The sequence below is a fragment of the Endozoicomonas montiporae CL-33 genome (assembly GCF_001583435.1).
Classification (GTDB): Bacteria; Pseudomonadota; Gammaproteobacteria; order Pseudomonadales; family Endozoicomonadaceae; genus Endozoicomonas_A; species Endozoicomonas_A montiporae.
In genome coordinates, this window is sequence record NZ_CP013251.1 from 1511164 (window position 1) to 1533808 (window position 22645).

General features: G+C 49.2%; 24 protein-coding genes. 13 read left to right on the plus strand and 11 right to left on the minus strand.

Annotation, left to right across the window (positions count from 1 at the left end; translation table 11 throughout):
- Positions 1–417: 417 nt before the first annotated feature.
- Positions 418–1233: a hypothetical protein gene (locus EZMO1_RS06625; RefSeq protein ID WP_145912505.1), complete on the minus strand. Its 816-nt coding sequence runs from the start codon at positions 1231–1233 to the stop codon at positions 418–420.
- A 523-nt stretch (positions 1234–1756) separates the two neighbouring features.
- On the opposite strand from EZMO1_RS06625, the gene EZMO1_RS06630 reads away from it, so the two are divergent.
- From EZMO1_RS06630 to EZMO1_RS06670, 9 genes are all read left to right on the plus strand, one after another.
- Positions 1757–2764: a hypothetical protein gene (locus EZMO1_RS06630; RefSeq protein WP_034874583.1), complete on the plus strand. Its 1008-nt coding sequence runs from the start codon at positions 1757–1759 to the stop codon at positions 2762–2764.
- A 62-nt stretch (positions 2765–2826) separates the two neighbouring features.
- Positions 2827–4026 (plus strand): acyl-CoA dehydrogenase family protein, encoded by a 1200-nt coding sequence (locus EZMO1_RS06635; RefSeq protein ID WP_034874581.1) that lies wholly within the window; start codon positions 2827–2829, stop codon positions 4024–4026.
- Positions 4023–5216 (plus strand): acyl-CoA dehydrogenase family protein, encoded by a 1194-nt coding sequence (locus tag EZMO1_RS06640; RefSeq protein ID WP_034874579.1) that lies wholly within the window; start codon positions 4023–4025, stop codon positions 5214–5216. The genes EZMO1_RS06635 and EZMO1_RS06640 overlap by 4 nt, the downstream gene beginning before the upstream one ends.
- 35 nt (positions 5217–5251) lie before the next feature.
- Positions 5252–6034: an SDR family oxidoreductase gene (locus EZMO1_RS06645; RefSeq protein WP_034874577.1), complete on the plus strand. Its 783-nt coding sequence runs from the start codon at positions 5252–5254 to the stop codon at positions 6032–6034.
- 61 nt (positions 6035–6095) lie between these two features.
- A complete protein-coding gene (locus EZMO1_RS06650) occupies positions 6096–6554 on the plus strand; it encodes a MaoC family dehydratase (RefSeq protein ID WP_034874575.1) in 459 nt (152 codons plus the stop codon).
- Positions 6555–6691: 137 nt separating this feature from the next.
- A complete protein-coding gene (locus tag EZMO1_RS06655) occupies positions 6692–7894 on the plus strand; it encodes an acetyl-CoA C-acyltransferase (RefSeq protein WP_034874572.1) in 1203 nt (400 codons plus the stop codon).
- A 25-nt stretch (positions 7895–7919) separates the two neighbouring features.
- A complete protein-coding gene (locus EZMO1_RS06660) occupies positions 7920–8333 on the plus strand; it encodes a nuclear transport factor 2 family protein (RefSeq protein ID WP_034874570.1) in 414 nt (137 codons plus the stop codon).
- 15 nt (positions 8334–8348) lie between these two features.
- Positions 8349–8819, plus strand: a complete 471-nt coding sequence (locus EZMO1_RS06665; protein WP_236631994.1) for a nuclear transport factor 2 family protein — start codon at positions 8349–8351, stop codon at positions 8817–8819.
- 104 nt (positions 8820–8923) lie between these two features.
- Entirely contained in the window at positions 8924–9127 is a 204-nt protein-coding gene (locus EZMO1_RS06670) for a hypothetical protein (RefSeq protein ID WP_034874568.1), read from the plus strand.
- A 53-nt stretch (positions 9128–9180) separates the two neighbouring features.
- Here the strand turns inward: EZMO1_RS06670 and EZMO1_RS06675 are convergent, their stop codons facing one another.
- The 8 genes from EZMO1_RS06675 to EZMO1_RS06710 all read right to left on the minus strand — a co-directional run bounded on the left by EZMO1_RS06675 (position 9181) and on the right by EZMO1_RS06710 (position 16579).
- On the minus strand, positions 9181–9726 hold the full coding sequence (locus EZMO1_RS06675) for a TMEM165/GDT1 family protein (protein ID WP_244886732.1): 546 nt from the start codon (positions 9724–9726) through the stop codon (positions 9181–9183).
- 193 nt (positions 9727–9919) lie between these two features.
- Positions 9920–11302 carry a YjiH family protein gene (locus tag EZMO1_RS06680; RefSeq protein WP_034874565.1) on the minus strand — a complete coding sequence of 461 codons (1383 nt, stop codon included), beginning with the start codon at positions 11300–11302 and terminating at the stop codon, positions 9920–9922.
- 306 nt (positions 11303–11608) lie between these two features.
- Positions 11609–12178 (minus strand): GNAT family N-acetyltransferase, encoded by a 570-nt coding sequence (locus EZMO1_RS06685; RefSeq protein ID WP_222842206.1) that lies wholly within the window; start codon positions 12176–12178, stop codon positions 11609–11611.
- Between the two features lie 5 nt (positions 12179–12183).
- Positions 12184–13257 carry a ribosome small subunit-dependent GTPase A gene (gene rsgA / locus EZMO1_RS06690; protein WP_187300054.1) on the minus strand — a complete coding sequence of 358 codons (1074 nt, stop codon included), beginning with the start codon at positions 13255–13257 and terminating at the stop codon, positions 12184–12186.
- A 313-nt stretch (positions 13258–13570) separates the two neighbouring features.
- Positions 13571–13825: a hypothetical protein gene (locus EZMO1_RS26575; protein WP_034874563.1), complete on the minus strand. Its 255-nt coding sequence runs from the start codon at positions 13823–13825 to the stop codon at positions 13571–13573.
- A gap of 99 nt (positions 13826–13924) precedes the next feature.
- Positions 13925–14794: a hypothetical protein gene (locus EZMO1_RS06700; protein WP_034874561.1), complete on the minus strand. Its 870-nt coding sequence runs from the start codon at positions 14792–14794 to the stop codon at positions 13925–13927.
- Positions 14795–15261: 467 nt separating this feature from the next.
- Positions 15262–15672: an SRPBCC family protein gene (locus EZMO1_RS06705; protein ID WP_051789731.1), complete on the minus strand. Its 411-nt coding sequence runs from the start codon at positions 15670–15672 to the stop codon at positions 15262–15264.
- A gap of 130 nt (positions 15673–15802) precedes the next feature.
- Complete coding sequence (locus EZMO1_RS06710) at positions 15803–16579, minus strand: SDR family oxidoreductase (protein WP_034874558.1); 777 nt, start codon at positions 16577–16579, stop codon at positions 15803–15805.
- A 173-nt stretch (positions 16580–16752) separates the two neighbouring features.
- Here EZMO1_RS06710 and EZMO1_RS06715 point away from each other — a divergent pair, with 173 nt between their 5' ends.
- Genes EZMO1_RS06715 through dmpG form a run of 4 tightly spaced genes read left to right on the plus strand, consistent with a single transcriptional unit; the run spans position 16753 to position 20346 of the window.
- Positions 16753–17574 (plus strand): alpha/beta fold hydrolase, encoded by an 822-nt coding sequence (locus tag EZMO1_RS06715; RefSeq protein WP_034874556.1) that lies wholly within the window; start codon positions 16753–16755, stop codon positions 17572–17574.
- Positions 17575–17585: 11 nt separating this feature from the next.
- Entirely contained in the window at positions 17586–18377 is a 792-nt protein-coding gene (locus EZMO1_RS06720) for a fumarylacetoacetate hydrolase family protein (RefSeq protein WP_034874554.1), read from the plus strand.
- 10 nt (positions 18378–18387) lie between these two features.
- On the plus strand, positions 18388–19299 hold the full coding sequence (locus tag EZMO1_RS06725; protein WP_034874551.1) for an acetaldehyde dehydrogenase (acetylating): 912 nt from the start codon (positions 18388–18390) through the stop codon (positions 19297–19299).
- An 18-nt stretch (positions 19300–19317) separates the two neighbouring features.
- Complete coding sequence (gene dmpG / locus EZMO1_RS06730; protein ID WP_034874549.1) at positions 19318–20346, plus strand: 4-hydroxy-2-oxovalerate aldolase; 1029 nt, start codon at positions 19318–19320, stop codon at positions 20344–20346.
- A gap of 433 nt (positions 20347–20779) precedes the next feature.
- On the opposite strand, the gene EZMO1_RS06735 is transcribed toward dmpG, so the two are convergent.
- Together EZMO1_RS06735 and EZMO1_RS06740 are read right to left on the minus strand one after the other, a co-directional pair.
- Positions 20780–21226, minus strand: a complete 447-nt coding sequence (locus tag EZMO1_RS06735) for an acyloxyacyl hydrolase (RefSeq protein WP_034874548.1) — start codon at positions 21224–21226, stop codon at positions 20780–20782.
- A gap of 111 nt (positions 21227–21337) precedes the next feature.
- A protein-coding gene (locus EZMO1_RS06740) for an IS3 family transposase (RefSeq protein WP_145912435.1) occupies positions 21338–22445 on the minus strand; the annotation gives its coding sequence in 2 pieces (ribosomal slippage) (positions 21338–22178 and positions 22177–22445; 1110 coding nt in all).
- Positions 22446–22645 lie beyond the last annotated feature (200 nt).

Consider the following 22645-nt stretch of genomic DNA (forward strand, 5'->3'; position numbering starts at 1 on the left):
TTCACTTATAGGGGTAGTGATTTTGATCCGGGCACATGATTGCCAGAACGATTTGACTACTAACATGCTGTTCCTTCTGACCTCTTAGACACTGGATTTTAGACTATTATTTGATCTTGCGTTTTCCGATAAAGTACGAACTGTGTTTGATGTTTGATCAGGTTGCAGGCACTGGCTTATACCAATTCCACCTTCTAAACATGAATTGCGCAGCCATTCTGAATCACGGGAGCTGCGTTGGAACTCCTCGCAATAGCTCGCTATTATTCCTCGTTCCGCCTTTATGCCCTTCAGGGTATTGTCCCGTGACCCATAATGACTTGCTCATGGTCATATTTAGAAAGCGGCATTGGTATTACTCGTTTTCGGGAGTCTGTAGAGCAATTCGCGAGTAGTATTGCGAACAGTTTTCCCAGTCTACGGCAGAGCACTGAATGGCCTTTCCATCGTCTGGTCAATTAATTTGCGATAGTACCCAGTGGATGTGAAGTCATACTTTTCAATGAAAGACCATGCCATTCCATCGTTTGTGAACGTTAAACCCAGTAAATTTCCCTGTTCGTCAAATAATGCACTGCCTTTAATTGGTAATAAAGGTTGGCTCAAAGAAAGTCTTTTCGTGGAGGGAGTAACCGTGAATTGGTAGCTATTATGGGACTCATGTTTTAGTTTGACTTTTCTTGAATGATAGTGAATTTCATTTGTCTGACTATTGCGGCTAAGGAAAACACAACTCCAGTCAGACTCTGGAATAATCTTATCTATGGGTGTCTTGTTGGCGAGGCTTACCGGTTTTTTCCCCTCAGGTGGGTATTGAAGCTTCAGCAGAGCAAAACTGTTATCCTGATCGGCTGTATCTACAGTGGTTGCAACACTGACCGGTATTGAATTGGGGTTTCCATTATTAATCACTTCAACTTGAGCATTTTTTATTGTGATGCACTCTCTTGGAGTGATGAGCCATTGAGCTGTAATGAGGATACCAAGGCAAATCATATTCACTGCCAAATAGTCATTTTTGATGAGCAAGAGGAAGTCAGGCTCATGTTCCAGCTCTGTGATTGAACCGGCCTTAGCATTTGCAGTAATCAAAATCAGAGCCGGCAGGACTGCTATCATGCAGAGTTGCTTTAAGAGCATAGTTTCTTTGAAATGTGACATTGAAGCCTCACTGTTGGCATTTAAATAACAAACTTCGAAAACAGACAGTTTTATCAGCCAGCGTATCAACATAGTCTTTTATAGCTGGCATTTACCAAAAAAGAAAAAGGGAAACGTTATGAGCATCACTTTAATCTGTTTGTTAATTATGCTGGTACTGCCCACCATGACGTCCTGGTAGGGTGGCTATTATCGGGCGAAAACACTGGGTGGTTATGATAACCATCACCACCGGTTACAAATGCAAAAGCTGGATGAGTATGGTCACAGAATTTATGCGGCGCAGCAGAACAGTTAGGAATTGCTGATTATCTTTATGGGCGCGGTTTTTTGTGGTCTTTATGGCCGGCGGCAGTCTTGCTGCTATCGAGTTGGCAGCGCTTATCCATGTTTTACTGGGAATAGTCTACATTGTCTGCTACCTGCTGTAGCTGGACAACCCTGCGCTCTCTGCTTTACTTTGGGCAACTGGTTTGTGTGTTTTATATGGTTGCTACCGTGATTTAATCCTGAATCTGATTCTGCTGCAGGATAGAGGTTGCCAAGGTAACTACAGGGCAACTATACAGGGCACAGGGCAACTATAAGGTGAACAATGGCTTCCTGGTTTGCAAAAGAACTGCTCTTTTTTCTTTCTCTGGCCAGTATGACCCAGGTGGAACCTCCGGTTCCGCAATTTACCCGCAGCCAGGGCATTGATGATACAGAGTATAAAGTTCTTTGGCATGAGCAGATTACCAGTGAGCAGACTACCAGTGAGCATATTGCCAGTGAGCAGACTACCAGTGAGCAGATTACCAGTGAGCAATGGCGGCGGTTTGATGACGAGCGGTTGAGCCTGTCCGGGTGGTCCGTTCCTCACCTTACAATTAGGCAATATAATGATCTTGCAGGTTGGTCCTGCGGGCCTGATGCTATTACACGCGCGGTGGCTCTGGTGACAGGCAAAAAGCCGTTTAACAGCGGCATCCAGTACACCCGTTTTGCGCTGGGCTTACCAAAGGGGTTGGGCGTTTATCATGACCATCAGTATGATCACGTCATGCCCTTTAATTCTTATGGTCTAACTGTTGCTTACTATCCGCTCTGGATGCTGAATATTCCCCAAAAATTGCAGGGCTTTTTGTCCGGTCTGAAGCTGAAAACCGGTGCGCCTCCTCAATGGCTGGCTCAGTACATGACGGCTTACGCGAAAGCGGGTAATGGCATGAGTGGGCTGGAGTTTGACTATTTTGGTACCGATGATTTCGATGCTTTGTGGCAGCAGGTTGTCTTACATCTGGACAAACGTCATGGTGTTATTCCGCTGGTGGCGACCGGAGCATTGCAATGGCATTATTTGAATATTGTTGGCTATAACCCTGACGACAGACAGGTCCTGATGCAGGATTATGACAGGCTGAAAAAATGGAGTATTGCCCGGTTGCAGGCGCTGATGTATATGGGGTTTAACGATCAATATTATCAACCCGCTGAGTACGCCGCATACGCAGTGGGAGGCCTGGTGAACTGGCTTTCCACGGTTAATTATTACAATGTCATTTTCGTTCGCCCCAAAGGTGATCGCACCGGTCACCCTGAAATCGTCCATTTTAACGATTAACCTCTCTCATAATTCCGTCACAGTGTCGCCATTACTGCAAAATCATAATAAGAGACGCTGTCATGGAGTTTGCCTTTACTGAAGAGCAGGAGATGATCCGCGACTCGGCGGAAAGTTTTCTGCAGGATCATTCTTCATCCGCAGCCGTTCGTGCTGCGATGGAGACAGAATCAGGTTATGACCCACAGTTGTGGACACGCATCAGCACTGAAATGGTCTGGCCGGCATTAACCATTCCGGAAACCTTTGGTGGCCTTGGTCTGGGTTATGTTGAGCTGACTATCCTGCTGGAAGAAATGGGGCGCAATTTACTGTGTTCACCCTTTTACTCAACGGTATGTCTGGGAGTGAACAGCTTGCTGGTGGCGGGCAGTGATGCCCAGAAACAGCAATGGCTTCCCTCTATCGCAGAGGGTAATCTGACAGCAACACTGGCGTATACGTCTGCAAACCATTGGGGCTTGGACAGTGTTCAGTGTCTGGCGACGGCAGAAGGCGATGGCTTTGTACTATCGGGTAGACTGAAGTATGTGCCGGATGGGCACACTGCCGGTTTGTTGATTATTGCCTGCCGGGATGAAGGTTCACTCAATGATCAGGGTATCAGCCTGTTTGCAGTGCCTGCCGACACGGAAGGCGTTAAACGTCGCTGGACGCCCGCTATGGACCAGACCCGGCGTCAGGCGGAAATAACCCTTGATAATGTCTATGTTGACCGGTCGGCATTGCTAGGCACAGAAGGACAATCGGGTGAAAAGCTGAAAACTATTCTGCAACTGGCTGCCATCGGCGTGGCAGCAGAACAGTGCGGTGGTGCACGACAGTCGCTGGATATGACCGTTGACTACACTAAAGAACGGGTTCAGTTCGGGCGTACTATTGCCAGCTTTCAGGCCATAAAACATCGTGCTGCCGATATGATGGTACAGGTTGAATGTGCCCGATCCGCCGTGTATTACGCAGCCTGCGTTGCCCAGGAAGCACTGTTTTGTAATGAGTCAGGCAACAATGTGATTGCTTGCGAATTACCCGAAGCAGCTTCTCTGGCAAAAGCTTACTGCTCGGATGCTTTTTTTCACTGCGCGGCAGAATCTATCCAGCTTCATGGGGGTGTCGGTTTTACCTGGGAATACGATCCTCATCTTTATTTCAAACGGGCAAAATCTACAGAAACCTTCCTTGGTGACAGTGCTTACCACAGGGAAGCCATCGCGCAGGTTATTTTTGCAGATTCAGGGATGGAGCAGGAGACGTTGTCATGAAGATCAGTTTCAGCCCGGAAGATGAGCAGTTCCGCAAAGAAGTGGCCGGTTGGCTGAAGACTAACCTGACGGGAGAATTTGAAGCACTCCGGTTTCGCGGTGGTCCCGGTGATGAGCACAGTTTTCCACAGGAACGCAAGCTCTGGGAACAGCATATGGCAAAGGCTGGCTGGACCTGTGTTGGCTGGCCTGAACAATACGGCGGCAGAGGTTTATCAATCAACCAGCAGGTGATCTTTAACGAAGAGTATGCCCGCGCAGGTGGTCCCGGCCATATGAGTCATATTGGTGAAGGGCTGGCGGGGCCAACCATTATTGCCTTTGGTACAGAGGCGCAGAAGCAGAAGTTTCTGCCGGGCATTGTCGCGGGTACTGAATACTGGTGTCAGGGGTATTCAGAACCCGGTGCCGGTTCCGACCTTGCCAATGTCAAAACCAAAGCGGCTCTGAACGATGCCGGTGACCAGTGGGTGATTAATGGCCAGAAAGTATGGACGTCACTGGCTCATGAATCGGATTGGTGTTTTGTTATTGCACGTACTCAGCCGGGCAGTGTAGGGCATAAAGGTTTGTCTTTCTTGCTGGTACCCATGGATCAGTCAGGTATTGAAGTGCGTCCCATTGAGCAGCTGACCGCTACCACCGAGTTTAACGAAGTCTTTTTTGATAACGCTGTGACCGATGCAGACAATATTGTCGGTCAGCCCGGAGAAGGCTGGAAAATTGCCATGGCACTGCTGGGCTTTGAGAGGGGCGTTTCTACCCTTGGTCAGCAAATGCAGTTCCGTAATGAATTAGAAGGAATTGTTCGTATAGCCAAAGAAAACGGTGCTGCGCAGAACCCTGCCATTCGACAACGCATTGCTGATGCCTGGATGGGGTTGAAAATAATGCGCTACAACTCCCTGCGAATGTTGTCGGGTTCGGAAGATGGTTCGTTGCAGCGCGAAGCAATGATTTACAAACTGTACTGGGCCAGCTGGCACGCTGATCTGGGCAAGCTGGCGATGGATGTGCTAGGGCCGGATTCAGAACTGTTGGAAAGCGGCCCTTATGAACTGACCCGCTTGCAATCCATGTATCTGTTTACCCGTTCTGACACGATCTACGGCGGCACCAATGAAATTCAGCGCAATATCATTGCCGAGCGGGCTTTAGGAATGCCAAAAGAGCCGAAAGGTCGGCAGTAAGTAATAATAAAGTCAAAAGAAGTTTGGAGAGTTGCATGCTCATTCCTGAGTACGTTAAAGGGCACAACCTGCTGGAAGGTAAGTCTGTTTTGATCACTGCGGCGGCGGGAGCTGGCATTGGCTACTCCGCAGCGGTTCGTGCAGCAGAAGAAGGTTGTCGTTCATTAATTATTAGCGACATACACGAAGGTCGTCTGGCAGAAGCGGTAGAGCGAATTAAAGCAGATACCGGGTTGCAGCAGGTTCAGGGTCAACTGTGTAATGTGACCGATGAAGAACAGGTTCAGGCGCTCATCGCTATGGCGGAATCTCAGTCTGGCGGCGTTGATGTACTGATCAATAATGCAGGACTGGGGGGCTCCCGACTGCTGGTTGATATGAGTGATGTGGAATGGCAAAGAGTGCTCGATATCACTCTGACAGGCACCATGCGAATGACCCGTGCCATGTTGCCCAAAATGATGGAGCGTAGAAAAGGCGTCATTGTCAACAATGCCTCGGTGCTTGGCTGGCGTGCCCAGAAAGAGCAGGCACACTATGCCGCAGCCAAAGCCGGAGTGATGGCTCTGACCCATTGTGCGGCAGTAGAGGCTGCCGAGTATGGTGTTCGTATCAATGCGGTCAGTCCCAGCATTGCATTACATGACTTTCTTAGGAAGTCAGCACCACAGGAGCTGCTCGATCAGCTGGCGTCACGCGAAGCGTTTGGACGTGCAGCCGAGGTTTGGGAGATTGCCAATATTATGATGTTTCTTGCCAGTGACTACAGCTCTTACATGACCGGTGAAGTGCTGTCAGCCAGCAGTCAAAGAGCATAAAAAGATAAGTACTCGTTCATATGATCGAGTACTTAAGTGTCGTATTTCAGAGGACAGCGATATGGCGAAAGTTTTCAAAACCCCGTTTGAATTAAAAGACAGTGTCGGTACAGAGCTTGGCAGGAGTGACTGGCTGAGTATTGATCAGGAACGAATTAATCTGTTTGCTGAAGCCACGGGTGATCATCAGTGGATTCATGTGAATCCGGAGAAGGCAAAGGGTGGCCCTTTTGGTGCCTGTATTGCTCACGGTTATCTGACATTGTCACTGGCAAACTATTTTCTGCCCCAGATTGTTGAAGTGCATGGCGTCAGCATGGGAGTCAATTATGGTTGTGACAAAGTGCGTTTTCCCAGTGCCGTGAAAGTGGGCTCTCGTGTGCGTGGCCGTGGTGAATTGATTGCCGTTGAAGAAGTGAAAGGGGGTGTACAGTCTACGGTGCGGGTCACGATTGAAATTGAAGGGGAAGAACGCCCAGCCTGCGTGATTGATACTATTTCCCGTTATTATCCAGCTTGAACAGATTACTGAATAACTGGAGTTACGCACCCTCTACGAATCATCAAGATTTCCGAACGAGGTCATTGCTCTGTAGCCCTGATTCCTTCGTTTAAGGTGCGTAACATCAGTGAATAAAAAGAATAAAGGTTATTGTCATGAAAGAAGCCGTCATTGTCTCTACCGCCCGAACCGGCATGGGTAAGTCTTTTCGGGGTTCCCTCAACAACACTGAAGCTCCGGCTATGGGGGGGCATGTTGTCCGGGAAGCTGTAAAGCGTGCTGGTATTGAGCCGGGTGAGGTCGATGACGTGTTGATTGGTGCCGCAGCCCAGCAGGGCACACAGGCATACAATCTTGGTCGTCTTTGTGCTGTTGCGGCCGGGTTGCCTTCTACCGTTTCCGGCATGGCTATGGAGCGACAGTGTTCGTCAGGGCTGATGACTATCGCAACGGCAGCGAAAAGTATCATTTGTGATGAAACGGATATCGCAGTGGCGGGTGGCCTGGAATCCATTTCACTGGTGCAGAACAAGCACAAAAACAGTTACCGCAATGTTTCCCAAACGGTGACTGATCTTGACCCAACGGCGTATATCCCCATGATTGAAACCGCTGAAATAGTGGCGGAACGCTATGGCATCAGCCGTGAAGCTCAGGATGAGTACAGCCTGCAAAGCCAGCTTCGTATTGCCAAAGCTCAGAGCAGTGGTCTTTTTGATGATGAAATTGTGCCGTTCAATACGACGAAGGCCGTTTTTAACCGGGAAACGAAAGAAACCACTTATGAAGATGTAACCCTGACCAAAGATGAATGCAATCGTCCTAAAACCACTCTGGAAAGTCTTTCGGCCTTGGAACCGGTCTGGAAAGACGGTCAGTGGATTAAACAGGGACGATTCATTACTGCCGGTAATGCTTCACAGCTTTCCGATGGCGCTTCCGCGTCGGTGTTGATGAGCAGTACGCAAGCGGAACAGAAAGGACTGGAGCCACTGGGTATTTATCGCGGGCTGTCTGTTGCCGGATGTAATGCCGATGAAATGGGTATCGGGCCGGTGTATGCGATTCCCAAACTTCTACAGCGCAACGGTTTGAAGATGGACGACATTGGTTTATGGGAGTTAAACGAAGCCTTTGCCTGTCAGGTGATTTATTGCCGTGACCAGCTGGGTATCCCCAATGAAAACCTGAACGTCAATGGCGGTGCCATTGCCATTGGTCATCCGTTTGGTATGTCCGGTGCGCGGATGGTCGGACACGCCCTGCTGGAAGGTAAGCGTCGGGGTGTGAAATACGTGGTTGTGACCCTATGCATTGGTGGCGGTATGGGCGCAGCGGGTCTGTTTGAAGTGGTATAAAAGGTTCACGGAAGGAGAGAGCGTTATGGTCAGTCAAGATGTGATCAGGCAAAAAATGGAGCTGTATGTACGGCTGGTTAATGCCGGAGATGTTGAAGGAATATTGGAACTGTACGCAGCGGATGCCGTGGTGGAAGACCCGGTGGGTACTGAGCCTTATGTTGGCATTGAGGCGGTTGCGCGCTTTTATCGTCAAGGGCTGGGAAAGATTGATGTAGCTACCGAGCAGACCGGTTCTGTTCGTACCACTAATGTTGGCGAAGGGGCTGTACCATTCAGAGTGACCATGCACAATTACGATCAGACCATGGTGATTGAGCCGATTGATTTTATGCGCTTTAACGACGATGGGAAGATTATTTCCATGCGTGCTTTCTGGAGTCCGGAGCATAACTACTCCAGTGTGCCCCGTGCCGATGAATTGGCTGAAACCGTTTAGGGATCAGGGAACAGTATGACAATGAATCTTGAACAGCGCATTCAGCAGTTGGAGCACCTTGAAGCCATAAGGCAGCTCAAACACCGTTACCTTAACAGTTGCGACCTGAAAGATATTGAAGCGGTTCGTCAGTGTTTTGCAGAGGGTGAAATACTGATTGATTATGGTGTGATAGGCACCTTTTCCCATCGGGATAGCTTTATCAGAGTCTTTGAGCAAATGGCCTGCCATGCTCATGTTATCGATCTCCATCATGGCACTAATCCGGAAATTGAAGTGAATGGCGATCAGGCTTCAGGGCGCTGGGCACTGTATTTCTTTACGATCGACGGGCGTACAGGTGCGAGTCAGCAGCTTGGAGGGTTTTATCAGGATCGCTACAGGCTGATTGAAGGGCAGTGGTTTATTGTGGAAACGAAGTTTTTGCCGCATTCGGTGAAGCATATGCCAGCGCCTGTTGAACAGCAGCAGGAACTCTTCGAATAACGGATCGAGGGCAAAGACTGCCCGCTTCTGTTAAAGCGACAATCATTCAGCCGATACTTCTTCAGGCATTATTTGCAAACGATTCCACACAGGAGGTGGATTGAATGAAGAAGGTAATCGGTGTAGCAGCACTTGTTTTCGGTATGGCTTCAGGTATGGCGGTGGCCAAGGATGGTCCTAACCCGTGTCGCTGGGAGCATGATCCGCAGCCTGCTTACTGCAAGGTCAAGCGTGATGTGAAAAAGAACAATGTTGTCCCTGTTAAGCGTGAGCATGCAGCTAAGCGCCGTATGGGTGGTGACCGCTGATCGTTATCAGTAAAAGGCAGAGACCTGTCAGGGTGTCTGCCGTCAAACGATTTTTAGCCGTGAGTCAGTGTTAACGTAGCAAAGGCCAGAAACAGGCAGGCACTGAAACGGTGAACCCACTGCATGGGCAGTTTGTCAGCAGAGAGTTTTCCCATCATCACCACAGGCACATTTGCCAGCATCATTCCCACGGTTGTTCCGATAATAACGGCCCAGTAATTGTCATACATGGCAGCCAGCAGTACGGTAGCTACCTGGGTTTTGTCGCCAATTTCCGCCAGAAAAAACAGAATAAACGTAGCCGTAAACGGGCCGTAACGATAAAAGCGGCTTTCTTCTTTTTCGACTTTATCCGGTATTAACATCCAGATGGCGACCACAGCAAAGGAGGCAGCCAGAAGGTATCGCCCTGTGTCTCCGGTTATCCACTCGGCAATCCATTGCCCAACCCAGGCCGCGGCTGCATGATTCAGAGTGGTTGCAGCGAGTATTCCCAGACAGATGACCAGCGGTTTGCGGAAACGTGTTGCCAGTATAAAGGCAAGCAGTTGGGTTTTGTCGCCTATTTCGGCGATAGCAATGGCAAAGGTTGAAGACAAAAAGGCTTCCATAAGGAACGTGATACCTGCTTAAAAATAGGCGGTCAGGAGCATGATACCAATTCCATCTTCTAAACATGAATTGGTATGACTCCGCTGATAAGGCTGAAGTGTACAGGCTGGTGACTGAGGGGGGAATCTGAAAAAGCCCCATATTTAAGGGGCTTTTTCAATCAGGCTGGAAGTTGAATGATCAGAAGAACAAGTGTGCCATGGCTGCAATGACGGGCAGGGTGACCAGAGTTCTCAGGATAAAGATGATAAACAACTCACCCAGAGTCACGGGTACTTTGCTGCCCAGCAGCAGGGCTCCGACTTCAGACAGGTAGATCAGCTGGGTCAGAGACAGCGCAGCGATAACAAAACGGGTCATTTCTGTTTCAATGGATGCTGCCAGAATGGAAGGCACAAACATATCTGCAAAACCGACCACCATGGTTCTGGAAGCCAGCTCGGCCTCGGGGATCTGCAGCAGTTCCAGCAGTGGAATAAAAGGCATACCCAGATAGTTAAAGACCGGCGTGTATTCGGCAATGATCAGGGCAACGGTACCAATCGCCATAACAACCGGGAGTACGCCAAACACCATATCGATGGCATTTTTCATGCCTTCACTGAATACTTTGGCCGGATGGTTCTCGGTCGCGGTGGCTTTCTTGATGGCATTCTCAACACCCCAGCTGATCGCGCCCTGTCCTGCCGGAATTTGTTCGTCATCGACTTTGAGGGGCTCGCCCGAGAGGTACTGGTCTTTTTTGTTGGACAGCGGTGGCAGTTTCGGAACAATAATCGCTGCTACAACACCGGCCAGACACACTGTCAGATAAAAAGCACCAAACATATGTTCCAGACCGACCTGAGCAATCACGACCAGTGAGAAAGTGATCGAAACCATGGAGAACGTTGTACCAATAACAGCGGCTTCTCTCTGGGTGTAATGGCTGGTTTCATACTGTTTGCTGGTCATGAGTACGCCTACGCTGCCATCGCCGAGCCAGGAGGCAATACAGTTGATGGCTGCTCTGCCGGGCAGACCAAATACAGGTCTCATGACTTTGGTCAACAGGGTGCCCAGCAGTTCAAGCAGGCCGAAGTTCATCAGCAGCGGCAACAGTAATCCGGCAAACAGAAAGACCGAGAACAGTGTCGGCAACAGGTCAAACAGAACCATACCGCCCGTATCGGCAGACCAGATCGGAGCCGGCCCCATTTCGAACAGGCTCAGGATAGCAAACACCATACCCAGAACACGGGCCGCGCACCAGGCCGGGCTGACATCAAACAGGCCGGTAAGGAATTCAGAACGGTTTATAAAGGCTGGTTTGAAACACTTGGTCGCCAGTGTTGCCAGCGCGGTAAAGATAATAATCAGGGTTATCAGGGGCGCAATGGCTTCGTCAATGCTGCTTTTCAACGCTGAAGCCAACAGGGCTACAGGAATGGTGAACTGCTCACCAACGCTGACAGGTGTGATGAATAATAAGATACCCAACAGTGAAGGAATAACAAATGCCATCCACTGTGCCAGTCCATACGACGGTCTGTTGTTGGTGCTTAAGGCTGTAAACTGCTTCATAACGAGCCTCCATTCCCCGGTCACTTCGATTTGATGAAGGATTCACACCTTCACTGCCATTAAGATCCGATCCATTTCGGATGCTTTTCTGATCATGTGGGACGATTATGCAATAAAGTTAGAATTATATGCAAATAATTATTCTCAAGCTGTGAATAATAATTCCATATTTGGCGACTAAATGTACTATTTGGACAATTGTGTGTTTTTGTAATGAGTTTTTACAGCTTATGTTTTTGGGGATTGAAGGGTTTTTGTGTGGAGGTTCAGGATATTGCATATTTATGCAACATCCTGAATGAGGGGTCAGGCGTTTATGCCATAATGGACGCGATCGTCCAGTCCGCCTTTGTAGGGGTAGAAGTTGGTTTGATGACCTTCCTTGGTCATGCCAATTTTCTGCATCACTCTTTCCGAACCTTTGTTGCTGGCGTAGCAGTCAGCAACAATTTTGTGCGCCCCCAGTTCTTCAAAGCCATAGCGGAGTAATAAACGACTGACGCGGGTTGCCAGTCCTTTACCCCAGCTCTGACGAGGCAGTTGATAGCCGACTTCATACACACCGGGAATCATACCCATGGGCAGAATGGCGGCCATTCCGGCAAAGGCTCCGGTTTGGGCATCCCGAATGATCAGGGTAGTCATGGGCTCGCTTTGTTCTGTTATGGCTTTTTCATTATGTTCTGCCATTGGGTTGAAATAGTCGCGCAAGAATTGCTCGGGTGCAGGGGCGAACCAGAGAAATTCCGTGACTTCTTCGTCCTGAAGCATGGCGACCAGATCGTCAATGTCTGCCTTGCTTATCAGAGATAATTGATAGCTGTCATCCAGTGGCAGAGGTGTCCCCTGAAGCAGTTGTTGTTTCATGTTTTTCATATCTTTCATCCTTTTTTCCTGCGGCGGGACTCATTCTGGACACTTTGGTACAGTCGGCTCAGGGACTTATCCCTGGCTCGTTTTTCTGCCAATGTGGCAGCATTCATTGCCTGTTCCCGCATCAGCTTGCGGTAGTTGTTCAGGCGCCTTGGCTCCAGCTGTCCGTCGTCTATTGCCTGTTCAATGGCGCATCCGGGCTCACCGTTATGCTGGCAATCGCTGAACTGACATTGTTGAGTCAGTCGCTGAATGTCGGCAAAGGTTTCTTCTACGCCCTGTTCACAATCTGCCAGTTGCAACTCACGCATTCCGGGTGTGTCAAGCAGCAGGCTGCCCGATGACATAGGGTGCAGGGAGCGTGCTGTCGTGGTGTGACGGCCTTTACTATCGTCTTCACGAATGTTTCCCGTTGTCTGGCTCTGACGATGTAACAGGGTATTCACCAGGGTGGATTTTCCGACCCCGGAAGAACCCAGAAACGCAATGGTTTTACCCATTGAGCACCAGCTGTCCAGAGCCTTGACGCTGTGGGTATCCAGGGCGTTCACCGGCTCGACCATCAGCATGGCGTCCATGGATCGCACCTGCTGAAGGTAACTCTGCGGGTCTTCACACAGGTCGGCTTTGGTGAGCACCACCACTGGCTCTGCACCGGCTTCATGAACCAGTGCCAGAAAACGTTCAATGCGATTGAGGTTAAAGTCATGGTTCATTGAGCTGACGATAAACACCGTATCAACATTGGCCGCGATGCACTGGCTGTTGACCTTGCCGCCAGCGGCTTTACGGGAAAACAGTGATTGCCGGTCAAGCAGACGGCTAAAGCGATTCTCTCGATTGATCAGCAGCCAGTCGCCCACAGTTATTCCTGTCATATCGGGAAGAACCGGTAATGAAAGGCGTTCGTCTTCTGTCTGAATAACGATCACAGAGCGATGCTGTTCAACCACGCGGGCAGGGATCGCATCATCCCACTCGTCAAGGGTTAGTTGTTGTTGGAAAAAAGGCTTCCAGCCCAGTTCGTGCAGGGACAGGTTTACGCTGGCGTTTTCGCTTGCGGTTTGATTTGAATAGGTCATAGCCACCCCGGACGTAAAAAAGGGTCTTACGTCGAGTAAAAGTCATTTTTCAGGGGCGTGCAGATTCGCCCCGGTTTGAATACCGGGCAGAAGGGAGTGCGTGTTGAGTTGTAACGGTTAAAGTAAAAAGGTTGCAGTTACAACGTTACAGGCAGTTGTCCCGGTGGGTGATGACTACAATCATGAATATCCTCCAGCATTATGCTTGTTGTGTTGATGAAAACGACAATGTAACGGGATGCTGGCGGGGTGTATATAGGTTTTTGTTCATAGGCATGTTGTATACCTTACCCCCGCTCAGTTTGATTGCTTTTTATTTTTGATGTGTATCTTCCGGTTTAAACACTACATTCTGGTAGAGTTGGGAAGGCTCTTCTTCTTCTGCTGGGTGGTTCGCACTATCTGCTTTTCGGCGTGGAGGTGCATCGTAGTTATTTGTGCCTCCTTCGCGAACGGATGTTTTCTTCTGTTTCACGGATTTCCTTCCGCTGCTTCTTTTCTCTTCACTTGAAGGCTTCTCTGCGGCTTTGGGTTGATCATATGAGGTGGTCTGGTTAGATCGGTTCATTGTCATGTAGTCAGAGTTGTCTGATGCCGGTTCTATTTGAAATACAGGTTGTGTATTTTCATAGTGCTGTTTCTGCGTTAATTGGGGTGAGGCTAATGGTCACGCTTGAAAAAATTTGCCTGATAGGGTTCCCGGTGACATGTCCACGTAAGTGTTTTGTTCTGTTTGAGATTCCGAATTAAACCTCGGCTTTCCTGTCAAGACTGTCCTGGACTCTCCCGGGTCAGAAGTGGTTCGGGTGTTTTCAGATTCACCTTCTAGTCTAAGTAGTAAGTCTGTTCTGGTTAAACCACCCCTTGCGTCAGTGTACTCAGGAGATCTGATCCTTATTCCCAAAATATTAAAGTGTTCTGGGTTGGTTGGGCTCCTGACATAAACAAACTGAATATCCCAATCTTGCGTGACGGAAAATAAAACATCAGTGAATGTTTGTGGAGCCTTTAATAATGCAATGTGTTGGGCAAGAGAGCTGGCATTGACCACTTTGTAGCCTGGTCGAAGCAGGTCGAACAGTAACTCAAAAATAGTTATAGAATGGTGGCTTGCAGAAATGTAAGTATTGATGTTCTCGGAAGTACCATAGTCGGTGTAATATCGACTTTCATCAGCAGCATATGGTTGGAAAGACAGATTTATCTGATCCCAGACCTCGAACGCTATTAAATGATTCAGTTGTTTTAAACTGGGTCTATGAGTAGCTTGGTCATCCTTTTTTCGGCTGCTACTTTTGCGAAAGGATTTCCTCCATTTTCCTCCCTGAGAGTCTTCTGCCTTCTTTTCTCTGGTAACAGGGATCGATAGAACTTTGCTGTATTGCTGAATATTACCATCTTCCGGGTGTTCAAGTCTGGTTATGATAAAAGAATGATCCTGCCCTCCCGGGTTGTGTACAAATGAATAGAAGCGAAGCTGTGATAGTGAAAGAGTAGGTAGATTCTCGCCTTCCTCTACTATACGGTATATCTTCAAATGGTATTGAATATTGGCAAAACTATAGCCAGTACTGATAACACTATTAGTGCAGTGATAATCAGAACCTTTAAATGCTTTAACATCTTTTCTTCTTCTTATTTTTGGGACCTATAGGCATAGTTCACGGAAAGGAGAAATCAAGGTATTTTCATTAGAGAATAAAAAGCGTTATAGAAAGAGGCGGGTCTACGTGTCTGCAAAATAAACAAAAGCCCCAAAAATGGGGCCAATGTCATACGCTGAAAAGTGAAGCTTTCCAAGCTTGGTTATCACATTGTTGCGCTCCCGCAACTCGTGAGTTCTGTCACTGCCTGCTGATGCATCTGGATCGTTTAATACGTTGCGCGACTGCTGCGCCTGTGTGCATCCGACCTCGTGACAGGTTCTAATTTACGGATTTTGCGGCACCAAATCCTTGATGTTGATCAAATCTTGCTCGTTCGAATCTGTGTCAAAATGGTGCGTTATGTGTTTTTGTCCGATCCGGTTTTAAACGCTTTATTGGTGGGAATGCCGGTTTCGTAATAGCCCTTCATGTTTTTCGCAATTCTGGCAACAGTGCTTCGAATAATCAGGTTCATGAATGCCTTGTCCATCAATCGGGCAATAACGCCTCCCTTCATGGTGTAATCCATGGTCATGGTCAGGCGGGTGGTCTGGCCTTCAGGCTCAATCCGGTAAACAAAACTGGCTTCGCTAAACGGTTTTGGTGCGCCTTGGTCGCCTTTGTGCAGCCTTATGGTAAATCCCTGTAACTCCTGCCACTGGGTAACGGTTTCATCCATATGACTGCCATTACTGAGAAATACCCGACGACTGGTGCCAATACCCTGTTTCGGGCCTTCATGCATTTCACAGCCGGTCAGGTCAGGCACGTAATTGGGCGCCTGACTGTAGTCCTGCAAATCGCCCAGGTTTGTTCAAGAGGAAGGTTAATAATCAGCTGGTGTGAAGCTTTTGAACTCATGGCTGTAAACGTCTCCCTGTTAGATTCTCTTATGGCGCTCAATTATCCGCAGTAGCCGCTTCAAGGAAAGCAGGTTTTTCACCACCGCCGTGGACGGTTATTTCTGAACCGCTGACGTACGAAGCCAGTCCGGAAGCCAGATAAAGGCAGGTGTCGCCTATATCGGAAGGTTGTGCCAGCCTTTGCAGAGGGACGGTTCTGGCGACACTGGCGATGCCTTGATCATCACCATAATGCAGGTGCGACTGTTCGGTCTGGATCATACCGGCAATCACTGCATTGACGCGTACTGCCGGAGCCCATTCTACGGCGAGTGACTGAGTCAGGTTAACCAGCCCGGCTTTGGCGGCACCGTAGGCCGCAGTGCCGGGTGAGGGACGTTTGGCACTGACACTGCAGATATTGATAATGCTGCCACCCTGTTCCTGCTGTTGCATGACCCGGTTTGCCAGCTGACAAAGGTTCAGCGGAGCGATCAGGTTCAGGCGCAGAATGGATTCGGAAAAACGTGGTGATACTGTAGCGGCATCCGCAAAGGGTGCACCACCGGCATTATTAATCATCACATCAAGACGACCAAAGCGTTCAACGGTGGCATCAACCAGTTGTTGTGCCTGCTCAATGTCGCGTACGTCACAGGGAATAAAAAAAGCTTCCCGGCCATTGGCAGCCGGGAGTTGTTCCGGCTCTGTGCGACCACAGATCACCACGTCAGCACCCTGCTGGAGGAAGCACTCACTGATGCCTTTACCTGCACCTTTACCACCACCAGTGACGATGACAACCTGACCAGTAAAATCCAACGGGTTTTGCATGCTTTTATTCTTCTGTGGTGATTGATTCTGTGGCGAATCTTACCCATTGAGCCAGCAAGAGTATTAGTCCGTTTAAACGATGATGGTGTGTCCCTGCATTGAAAGAATCGCCGGATGCGATGAATAAATGAATATGACAGCCCGTTGGCTGTTTTCTGGTCAGGAGGTTAGGGATGAGTGTAATACCCGAGCACAGCTATGTTCGACTGGATGATGATGTCACCCTGCATTATCTGGATGCCGGGGAAGGCGAAGCGGTTCTGTTCATTCACGGCTCGGGACCGGGAGCCAGTGGACACAGTAATTTCAAGCTCAATTATCCAATTTTTCAGGCTGCCGGTTACCGGGTCGTTGTGCCTGACCTGCCCGGCTATGGTCGAAGCAGCAAGCCTGAAACCGATTATGCTCTGGACTTTTTTGTTGAAGCCATGAGAGAGCTGGTGGATCACCTTGGTATCAGCAAAGTAACACTGGTGGGTAATTCTCTGGGTGGCGCTATTGCCATCAAACTGGCACTGGATTATCCGAAGCTGGTGACACGTTTGATTCTTATGGCACCTGGCGGGCTGATGAAAAAGGAACGTTATTATCAGGAGATGGAAGGCATTCAGAAAATGGCTGCGGCATTTGCCGGTGATGAACTGAATGAGCCGGAAGGTATGCGTCGTTTATTAAGCCTGCAGATCTACGACGCCACCGGCCTGACTGAAGAAGTGGTGCTGGAACGGGTGGCTGTCGTCAAAGAGCAGCCTGAATGTGTGCTGTCCACCATGAGTGTGCCAAAGCTCACCAAGCGCCTGAAAGAACTGCAATGCCCGATTCTTGGTTTCTGGGGTATGAACGACAAGTTTTGTCCGGCCCATGGTGCCCAGACCATGATGGAGGAGTGCCGCAACATTCGTTTTACCCTGCTCAGCGAGTGCGGACACTGGGTCATGATGGAGCATCAGGAACTGTTTAACCGTCAGTGTCTGGAATTTCTGGAAGACCGCTGAAAGGACGAGGAATGAATAATAAGAAAAGAGAGCAGTACGGTGATGAGCTGTACGAAGCCCTGACGTCTGGTCAGACCATCCAGCCTCTTACTGCGCGGGATAGCGAACTGTCTATAGAAGACGCCTACCACATATCCCTGCATATGGTGCAACGTCGTGTTGCCGATGGTGACAGGATCGTTGGGAAAAAGATTGGTGTCACCTCCAAAGCAGTGCAGGACATGCTGAATGTGCATCAGCCAGATTTTGGTTTCATCACGGACAACATGTGGTTTCAAGACGGTGAAACCATTTCTGTGGCAGACAATAAGCTGATTCAGCCAAGGGCCGAAGGTGAGATTGCCTTCCGGCTGAAGCAGGATCTGGTTGGTCCGGGAGTCACTGAACAGGATGTACTGGAAGCCACTGATGTGGTGATGCCCTGTTTCGAGATTGTTGATTCCCGTATCCACAACTGGCAGATCAAAATTCAGGATACTGTCGCAGACAATGCTTCCTGCGGAGTCTTTGTACTGGGCAAACAGGCAGTAGACCCGAACCAGCTGGATTTGCCCAATCTCCAGATGAAAGTGTTCAAAAATGGTGAATTGATCAGCGAAGGCATGGGGTCTGCGGTACAGGGCAATCCCCTGACCGCGGTTGCCTGGCTGGCCAACACGCTCGGCGAGTTTGGTATTCCGTTCAGGGCAGGGGAAGTGATTCTGTCCGGCTCGCTGGTACCTCTGGAGCCGGTACAGCCAGGGGATGAAATGTCGCTGGAGATTGAAGGGCTGGGAACGGCGTCTGTCGTGTTTGGACAATAGGGATTGATCCATGAATAAAAAACTCAAAGCCGTGATTATCGGGCCCGGTAATATCGGAACTGACCTGTTGATGAAAATGCAGCGTTCCGACTGGATTGAACCGGTCTGGATGGTGGGCATTGATCCCGACTCTGAAGGGTTGAAACGTGCCCGGGAAATGGGCATCAAGACCACCGCTGAAGGGGTTGACGGTGTTCTGCCGCACGTGATTGAAGACGATCTTCGCGTCGCTTTCGATGCGACGTCGGCTTATGTCCATGCTGAAAACAGTCGCAAGCTGAATGAACTGGGCGTGATTATGGTGGATTTGACGGCTGCCGCTATTGGCCCTTTCTGTGTGCCGCCGGTGAACCTGAAAGAACATACCAGTGACCTGAAGCTCAACGTTAACATGGTGACCTGTGGCGGACAGGCAACCATTCCCATGGTGGCAGCGGTGTCACGGGTTCAGGAAGTAGCCTATGGTGAAATCGTGGCAACGGTGTCGTCACGTTCCATTGGACCAGGTACACGACAGAATATCGATGAATTTACCCGCACAACGTCCGGTGCTGTTGAGCAGGTGGGTGGTGCTAAAAAGGGCAAGGCGATCATTGTTATCAATCCGGCTGAACCGCCCCTGATTATGCGCGATACCATTCACTGCCTTACTACCGATACACCGGATACCGATGCCATTACCCAATCAATACACGACATGGTGGCAGAGGTTCAGCGTTATGTACCCGGATACAAACTGGTGAATGGCCCGGTATTTGATGGCAACAAAGTTTCGGTGTTTATGGAAGTGGAAGGGCTGGGAGATTTCCTGCCCAAGTATGCCGGTAATCTGGACATTATGACCGCTGCGGGTTTGCGCACTGCCGAGATGTTTGCAGAAGAAGTGCAGAATGGAACGATCACATTGCCTGAGCGCAGCTAATTTAAGTGGAGAATAACAATGAACCTGAAAGGTAAAAGCGTCATCCTTCACGATATGAGTCTGCGGGACGGGATGCACGCCAAGGCTCACCAGATAAGCCTTGAAGAAATGGTGGATATAGCCACAGGGCTGGATGAAGCCGGAATGCCCATGATTGAAGTCACCCATGGTGATGGTTTGGGCGGCGCGTCGCTGAACTATGGCTTTCCGGCGCACTCTGATGAAGAGTACCTGAGTGCGGTTGTACCGGCTTTGAAGCAGGCGAAAGTATCAGCCCTGCAACTGCCGGGCATTGGTACTCTGGATCATCTACGCATGGCGAAAGACCATGGTGTGTCGTGTATTCGTGTGGCAACCCACTGTACTGAGGCTGATGTATCGGAACAGCATATTGGCATGTCCGCCAGAATGGAAATGGATACGGTAGGTTTTCTGATGATGGCTCATAGGGTGTCACCGGAAAAAATTCTGGAACAGGCAAAACTGATGGAACGTTATGGTGCCAACTGCATTTACTGTACCGATTCAGCGGGTTACATGCTGCCGGATGAAGTGACTGCCAAGATTGGCCTGTTGCGTTCAGAGTTGAACGCGAACACCGAGATAGGCTTCCATGGTCATCATAATCTGGGCATGGGTATTGCCAATTCACTGGCGGCCATCGAGGCCGGTGCCAGCCGGATTGATGGTTCCGTGGCTGGATTAGGAGCCGGAGCCGGTAATACGCCTCTGGAAGTGTTTGTGGCGGTACTGGATCGAATGGGAGTAGAGTCCGGTGTCGATCTTTATAAGGTGATGGATGTGGCGGAAGACCGGGTGGTGCCGATTATGGATCAGCCCATTCGTATCGACCGGGATGCACTGACACTGGGGTATGCGGGTGTTTACTCCTCCTTCCTGCTGTTTGCCAAACGGGCAGAAGCGAAATACGGTATTCAGGCGCGGGATATTCTGGTCGAGCTGGGGCGTCGTGGCACCGTTGGTGGTCAGGAAGATATGATTGAGGATCTGGCGTTGACGATGGCAAAGGAAAAAGGATTAATCTAACGCTATTGCTATAAATTCAGGTCGTAGATACCACCTCTCCTAATCAGCGATCTCTCTAACACAAATCCTAATCTTGGCTTATCCTTTTTTGAGATGAGTCAAGATTGTGCTTCCACTTCCTCCTGAGCAATGGGCAGAACTTATACCAGTTCCACCTTCTAAACATGAATTGCGCAGCCATTCTGAATCACGGGAGCTGCGTTGGAACTCCTCGCAATAGCCAGCTATTACTCGTCGTTCTTCCTTGCCCAGCGATTTGGATTGGATTGCTCATGGTCATATTTAGAAAGCGGAATTGGTATTACCTGCCCCTGATGATTTTTGAAGGACTCAGCGGCCGGTTGATCACATCTATACTACGACCGGGAAAAACGCCCACAGGCCGGGTGAAAACAATACTGACAGATTCCAGCAATGCGCAAGACATGCAGCGTTACCAATACCAACCAAGCGTTGCCAGATGAAAATTCATTGATTCATTATGCTTATAAAGGTCAGCATTCGAGTAATGAATCCAGCCATAACGAAACTCAAACGCCTTTTGCTCACCAAACCGGATACCCGCCATTAACCGCACTTCAAACTGAAAATGGCCGCCCATGTTTATAGGTGAAGTGTTCTCTTTTTCAAGATTTTTCTCGGATATCCACGTACCTCCCACACCGGCGTCTACAAACGGTTTCACTCCCCCCCATGCAGGATGCTGAGAAGTAAAACGAAACACGGGACTAAAACTCACCGCTGTCACTTTACTTGCAGTATTTAGACTTTTATTTGTTGATTTTAATGTGCTTCGCCAGTGACTACCGGCCAGCTCGAAATAACCTCCTAACTGAAGATTATTCCATTCGTATAATGGTTCTTCCCACTCCCAGACCAAACCGAGCCGGAAGTTATCATAATCAGCATTTCGGGCACTGTATGGTGGACCCCACTGTCAAGACAGTAAACCAACAAATTTAAGTTAAGTCCTGGCAGTGGTCCAAAGCCCTCATGCAAAGTGAATTGCCTTAGGCGTTTTATAACTCAACGACTGGTGTAATCGTTCAGTGTTGTAAAACTCAAAGTATTCATCCAGCCCAGTATAAAGCTCTGGAACAGTCTGAAATTCATGCGTGTACAGCCATTCATGTTTGACGGAGCGCCACAGCCTCTCGACAAAAATGTTATCCAGTGCTCGCCCTTTCCCGTCCATGCTGATACGTATTTCCCGTTCCTGAAGAGGTGCCAGAAAATCATTACTGGTAAACTGACACCCTTGGTCAGTGTTGAATATATCAGGTTCACCTTGTTCCAAAGCTCGACCCAGCGCATGAATACAGAAGTCTGCATCCAGTGTGTTCGACAGCTCCCAGCTGACCACGTAACGGCTGTACCAGTCAATAATGGCAACCAGATACATAAACCCCTGAGGCATCGGGCAGTACGTAATATCAGTACTCCAGACCTGATTGGGTCTCACAATATCAACGCCGTTCAACAAGTACGGGTAAACCTTATGCTCTTTGTTTCTCAGGCTTGTGCCCGGTTTTGGTCCGACAGCCTGTATGCCCATCAGCCTCATAAGTCGCTGTATACGCTTCCTGTTGACCGGAAAGCCCTGCTCATTCAGCCATGCAGTTATCTTACGACTGCCGTAAAACGGTGTACGTGTATACTGCTCATCAATGAGCCTCATCAGATTCAGATTCTCAGGGCTTTCCAAAGCTGGAGAAGCTTGGTAATACCAGCTTGACCTGCTTAACCCAACCAGTTCACATTGGCGCTGAATGCTGATCTTCGAGTGATCCGGGTCTATGCATCTCCGTTTGTCATCAATGGACATTGCCAGATTTTTTTTTCAACCAGTCCAGCTCCATTTTAAGCCGTCCGATCTCCTGATACAGGGGGGCAGTGAGCGCATCTGGATCTACCTCTGGCCGTGCCCTGCCGAAGACTTCTGGAACCCCCTGGAGTAGCTGTCGCTTCCACTGGCTAACCTGAACGGCTGCAACTTCGTGTTCGCTTGCCAGCTGGTTTATGGTCTTTTCGCCCTTGTAGGCTTCGAGTGCTACCTGTGCCTTAAATTCGGGCTTATGTCGTTTTCTTTTTGCTGTCATGATTCCCTCCTGCAGGGTCATCTTACAGCCAGAAAACTTAACTTAGCTACCTGTCCAGTTTATGGGGTCCATCATACTGCGAATGGGTAAGTACTGTCCATAGGTAGCAACTACCCCATCCAGAGTGATGTCTGCATGAGATACCTGAAAGGGAATAGCGAACGAAGCCAAAGGAAAAAGGGTAATTTTCTTAAACATGC

What these genes read in the sequence shown, in the direction of transcription:
- EZMO1_RS06625 (WP_145912505.1), bottom strand. Translation starts at nt 1,233, where the DNA reads ATGTTGATACGCTGGCTGATAAAACTGTCTGTTTTCGAAGTTTGTTAT.
- EZMO1_RS06630 (WP_034874583.1), top strand. Translation starts at nt 1,757, where the DNA reads ATGGCTTCCTGGTTTGCAAAAGAACTGCTCTTTTTTCTTTCTCTGGCC.
- EZMO1_RS06635 (WP_034874581.1), top strand. Translation starts at nt 2,827, where the DNA reads ATGGAGTTTGCCTTTACTGAAGAGCAGGAGATGATCCGCGACTCGGCG.
- EZMO1_RS06640 (WP_034874579.1), top strand. Translation starts at nt 4,023, where the DNA reads ATGAAGATCAGTTTCAGCCCGGAAGATGAGCAGTTCCGCAAAGAAGTG.
- EZMO1_RS06645 (WP_034874577.1), top strand. Translation starts at nt 5,252, where the DNA reads ATGCTCATTCCTGAGTACGTTAAAGGGCACAACCTGCTGGAAGGTAAG.
- EZMO1_RS06650 (WP_034874575.1), top strand. Translation starts at nt 6,096, where the DNA reads ATGGCGAAAGTTTTCAAAACCCCGTTTGAATTAAAAGACAGTGTCGGT.
- EZMO1_RS06655 (WP_034874572.1), top strand. Translation starts at nt 6,692, where the DNA reads ATGAAAGAAGCCGTCATTGTCTCTACCGCCCGAACCGGCATGGGTAAG.
- EZMO1_RS06660 (WP_034874570.1), top strand. Translation starts at nt 7,920, where the DNA reads ATGGTCAGTCAAGATGTGATCAGGCAAAAAATGGAGCTGTATGTACGG.
- EZMO1_RS06665 (WP_236631994.1), top strand. Translation starts at nt 8,349, where the DNA reads ATGACAATGAATCTTGAACAGCGCATTCAGCAGTTGGAGCACCTTGAA.
- EZMO1_RS06670 (WP_034874568.1), top strand. Translation starts at nt 8,924, where the DNA reads ATGAAGAAGGTAATCGGTGTAGCAGCACTTGTTTTCGGTATGGCTTCA.
- EZMO1_RS06680 (WP_034874565.1), bottom strand. Translation starts at nt 11,302, where the DNA reads ATGAAGCAGTTTACAGCCTTAAGCACCAACAACAGACCGTCGTATGGA.
- EZMO1_RS06685 (WP_222842206.1), bottom strand. Translation starts at nt 12,178, where the DNA reads ATGAAAAACATGAAACAACAACTGCTTCAGGGGACACCTCTGCCACTG.
- rsgA (WP_187300054.1), bottom strand. Translation starts at nt 13,257, where the DNA reads ATGACCTATTCAAATCAAACCGCAAGCGAAAACGCCAGCGTAAACCTG.
- EZMO1_RS26575 (WP_034874563.1), bottom strand. Translation starts at nt 13,825, where the DNA reads ATGAACCGATCTAACCAGACCACCTCATATGATCAACCCAAAGCCGCA.
- EZMO1_RS06710 (WP_034874558.1), bottom strand. Translation starts at nt 16,579, where the DNA reads ATGCAAAACCCGTTGGATTTTACTGGTCAGGTTGTCATCGTCACTGGT.
- EZMO1_RS06715 (WP_034874556.1), top strand. Translation starts at nt 16,753, where the DNA reads ATGAGTGTAATACCCGAGCACAGCTATGTTCGACTGGATGATGATGTC.
- EZMO1_RS06720 (WP_034874554.1), top strand. Translation starts at nt 17,586, where the DNA reads ATGAATAATAAGAAAAGAGAGCAGTACGGTGATGAGCTGTACGAAGCC.
- EZMO1_RS06725 (WP_034874551.1), top strand. Translation starts at nt 18,388, where the DNA reads ATGAATAAAAAACTCAAAGCCGTGATTATCGGGCCCGGTAATATCGGA.
- dmpG (WP_034874549.1), top strand. Translation starts at nt 19,318, where the DNA reads ATGAACCTGAAAGGTAAAAGCGTCATCCTTCACGATATGAGTCTGCGG.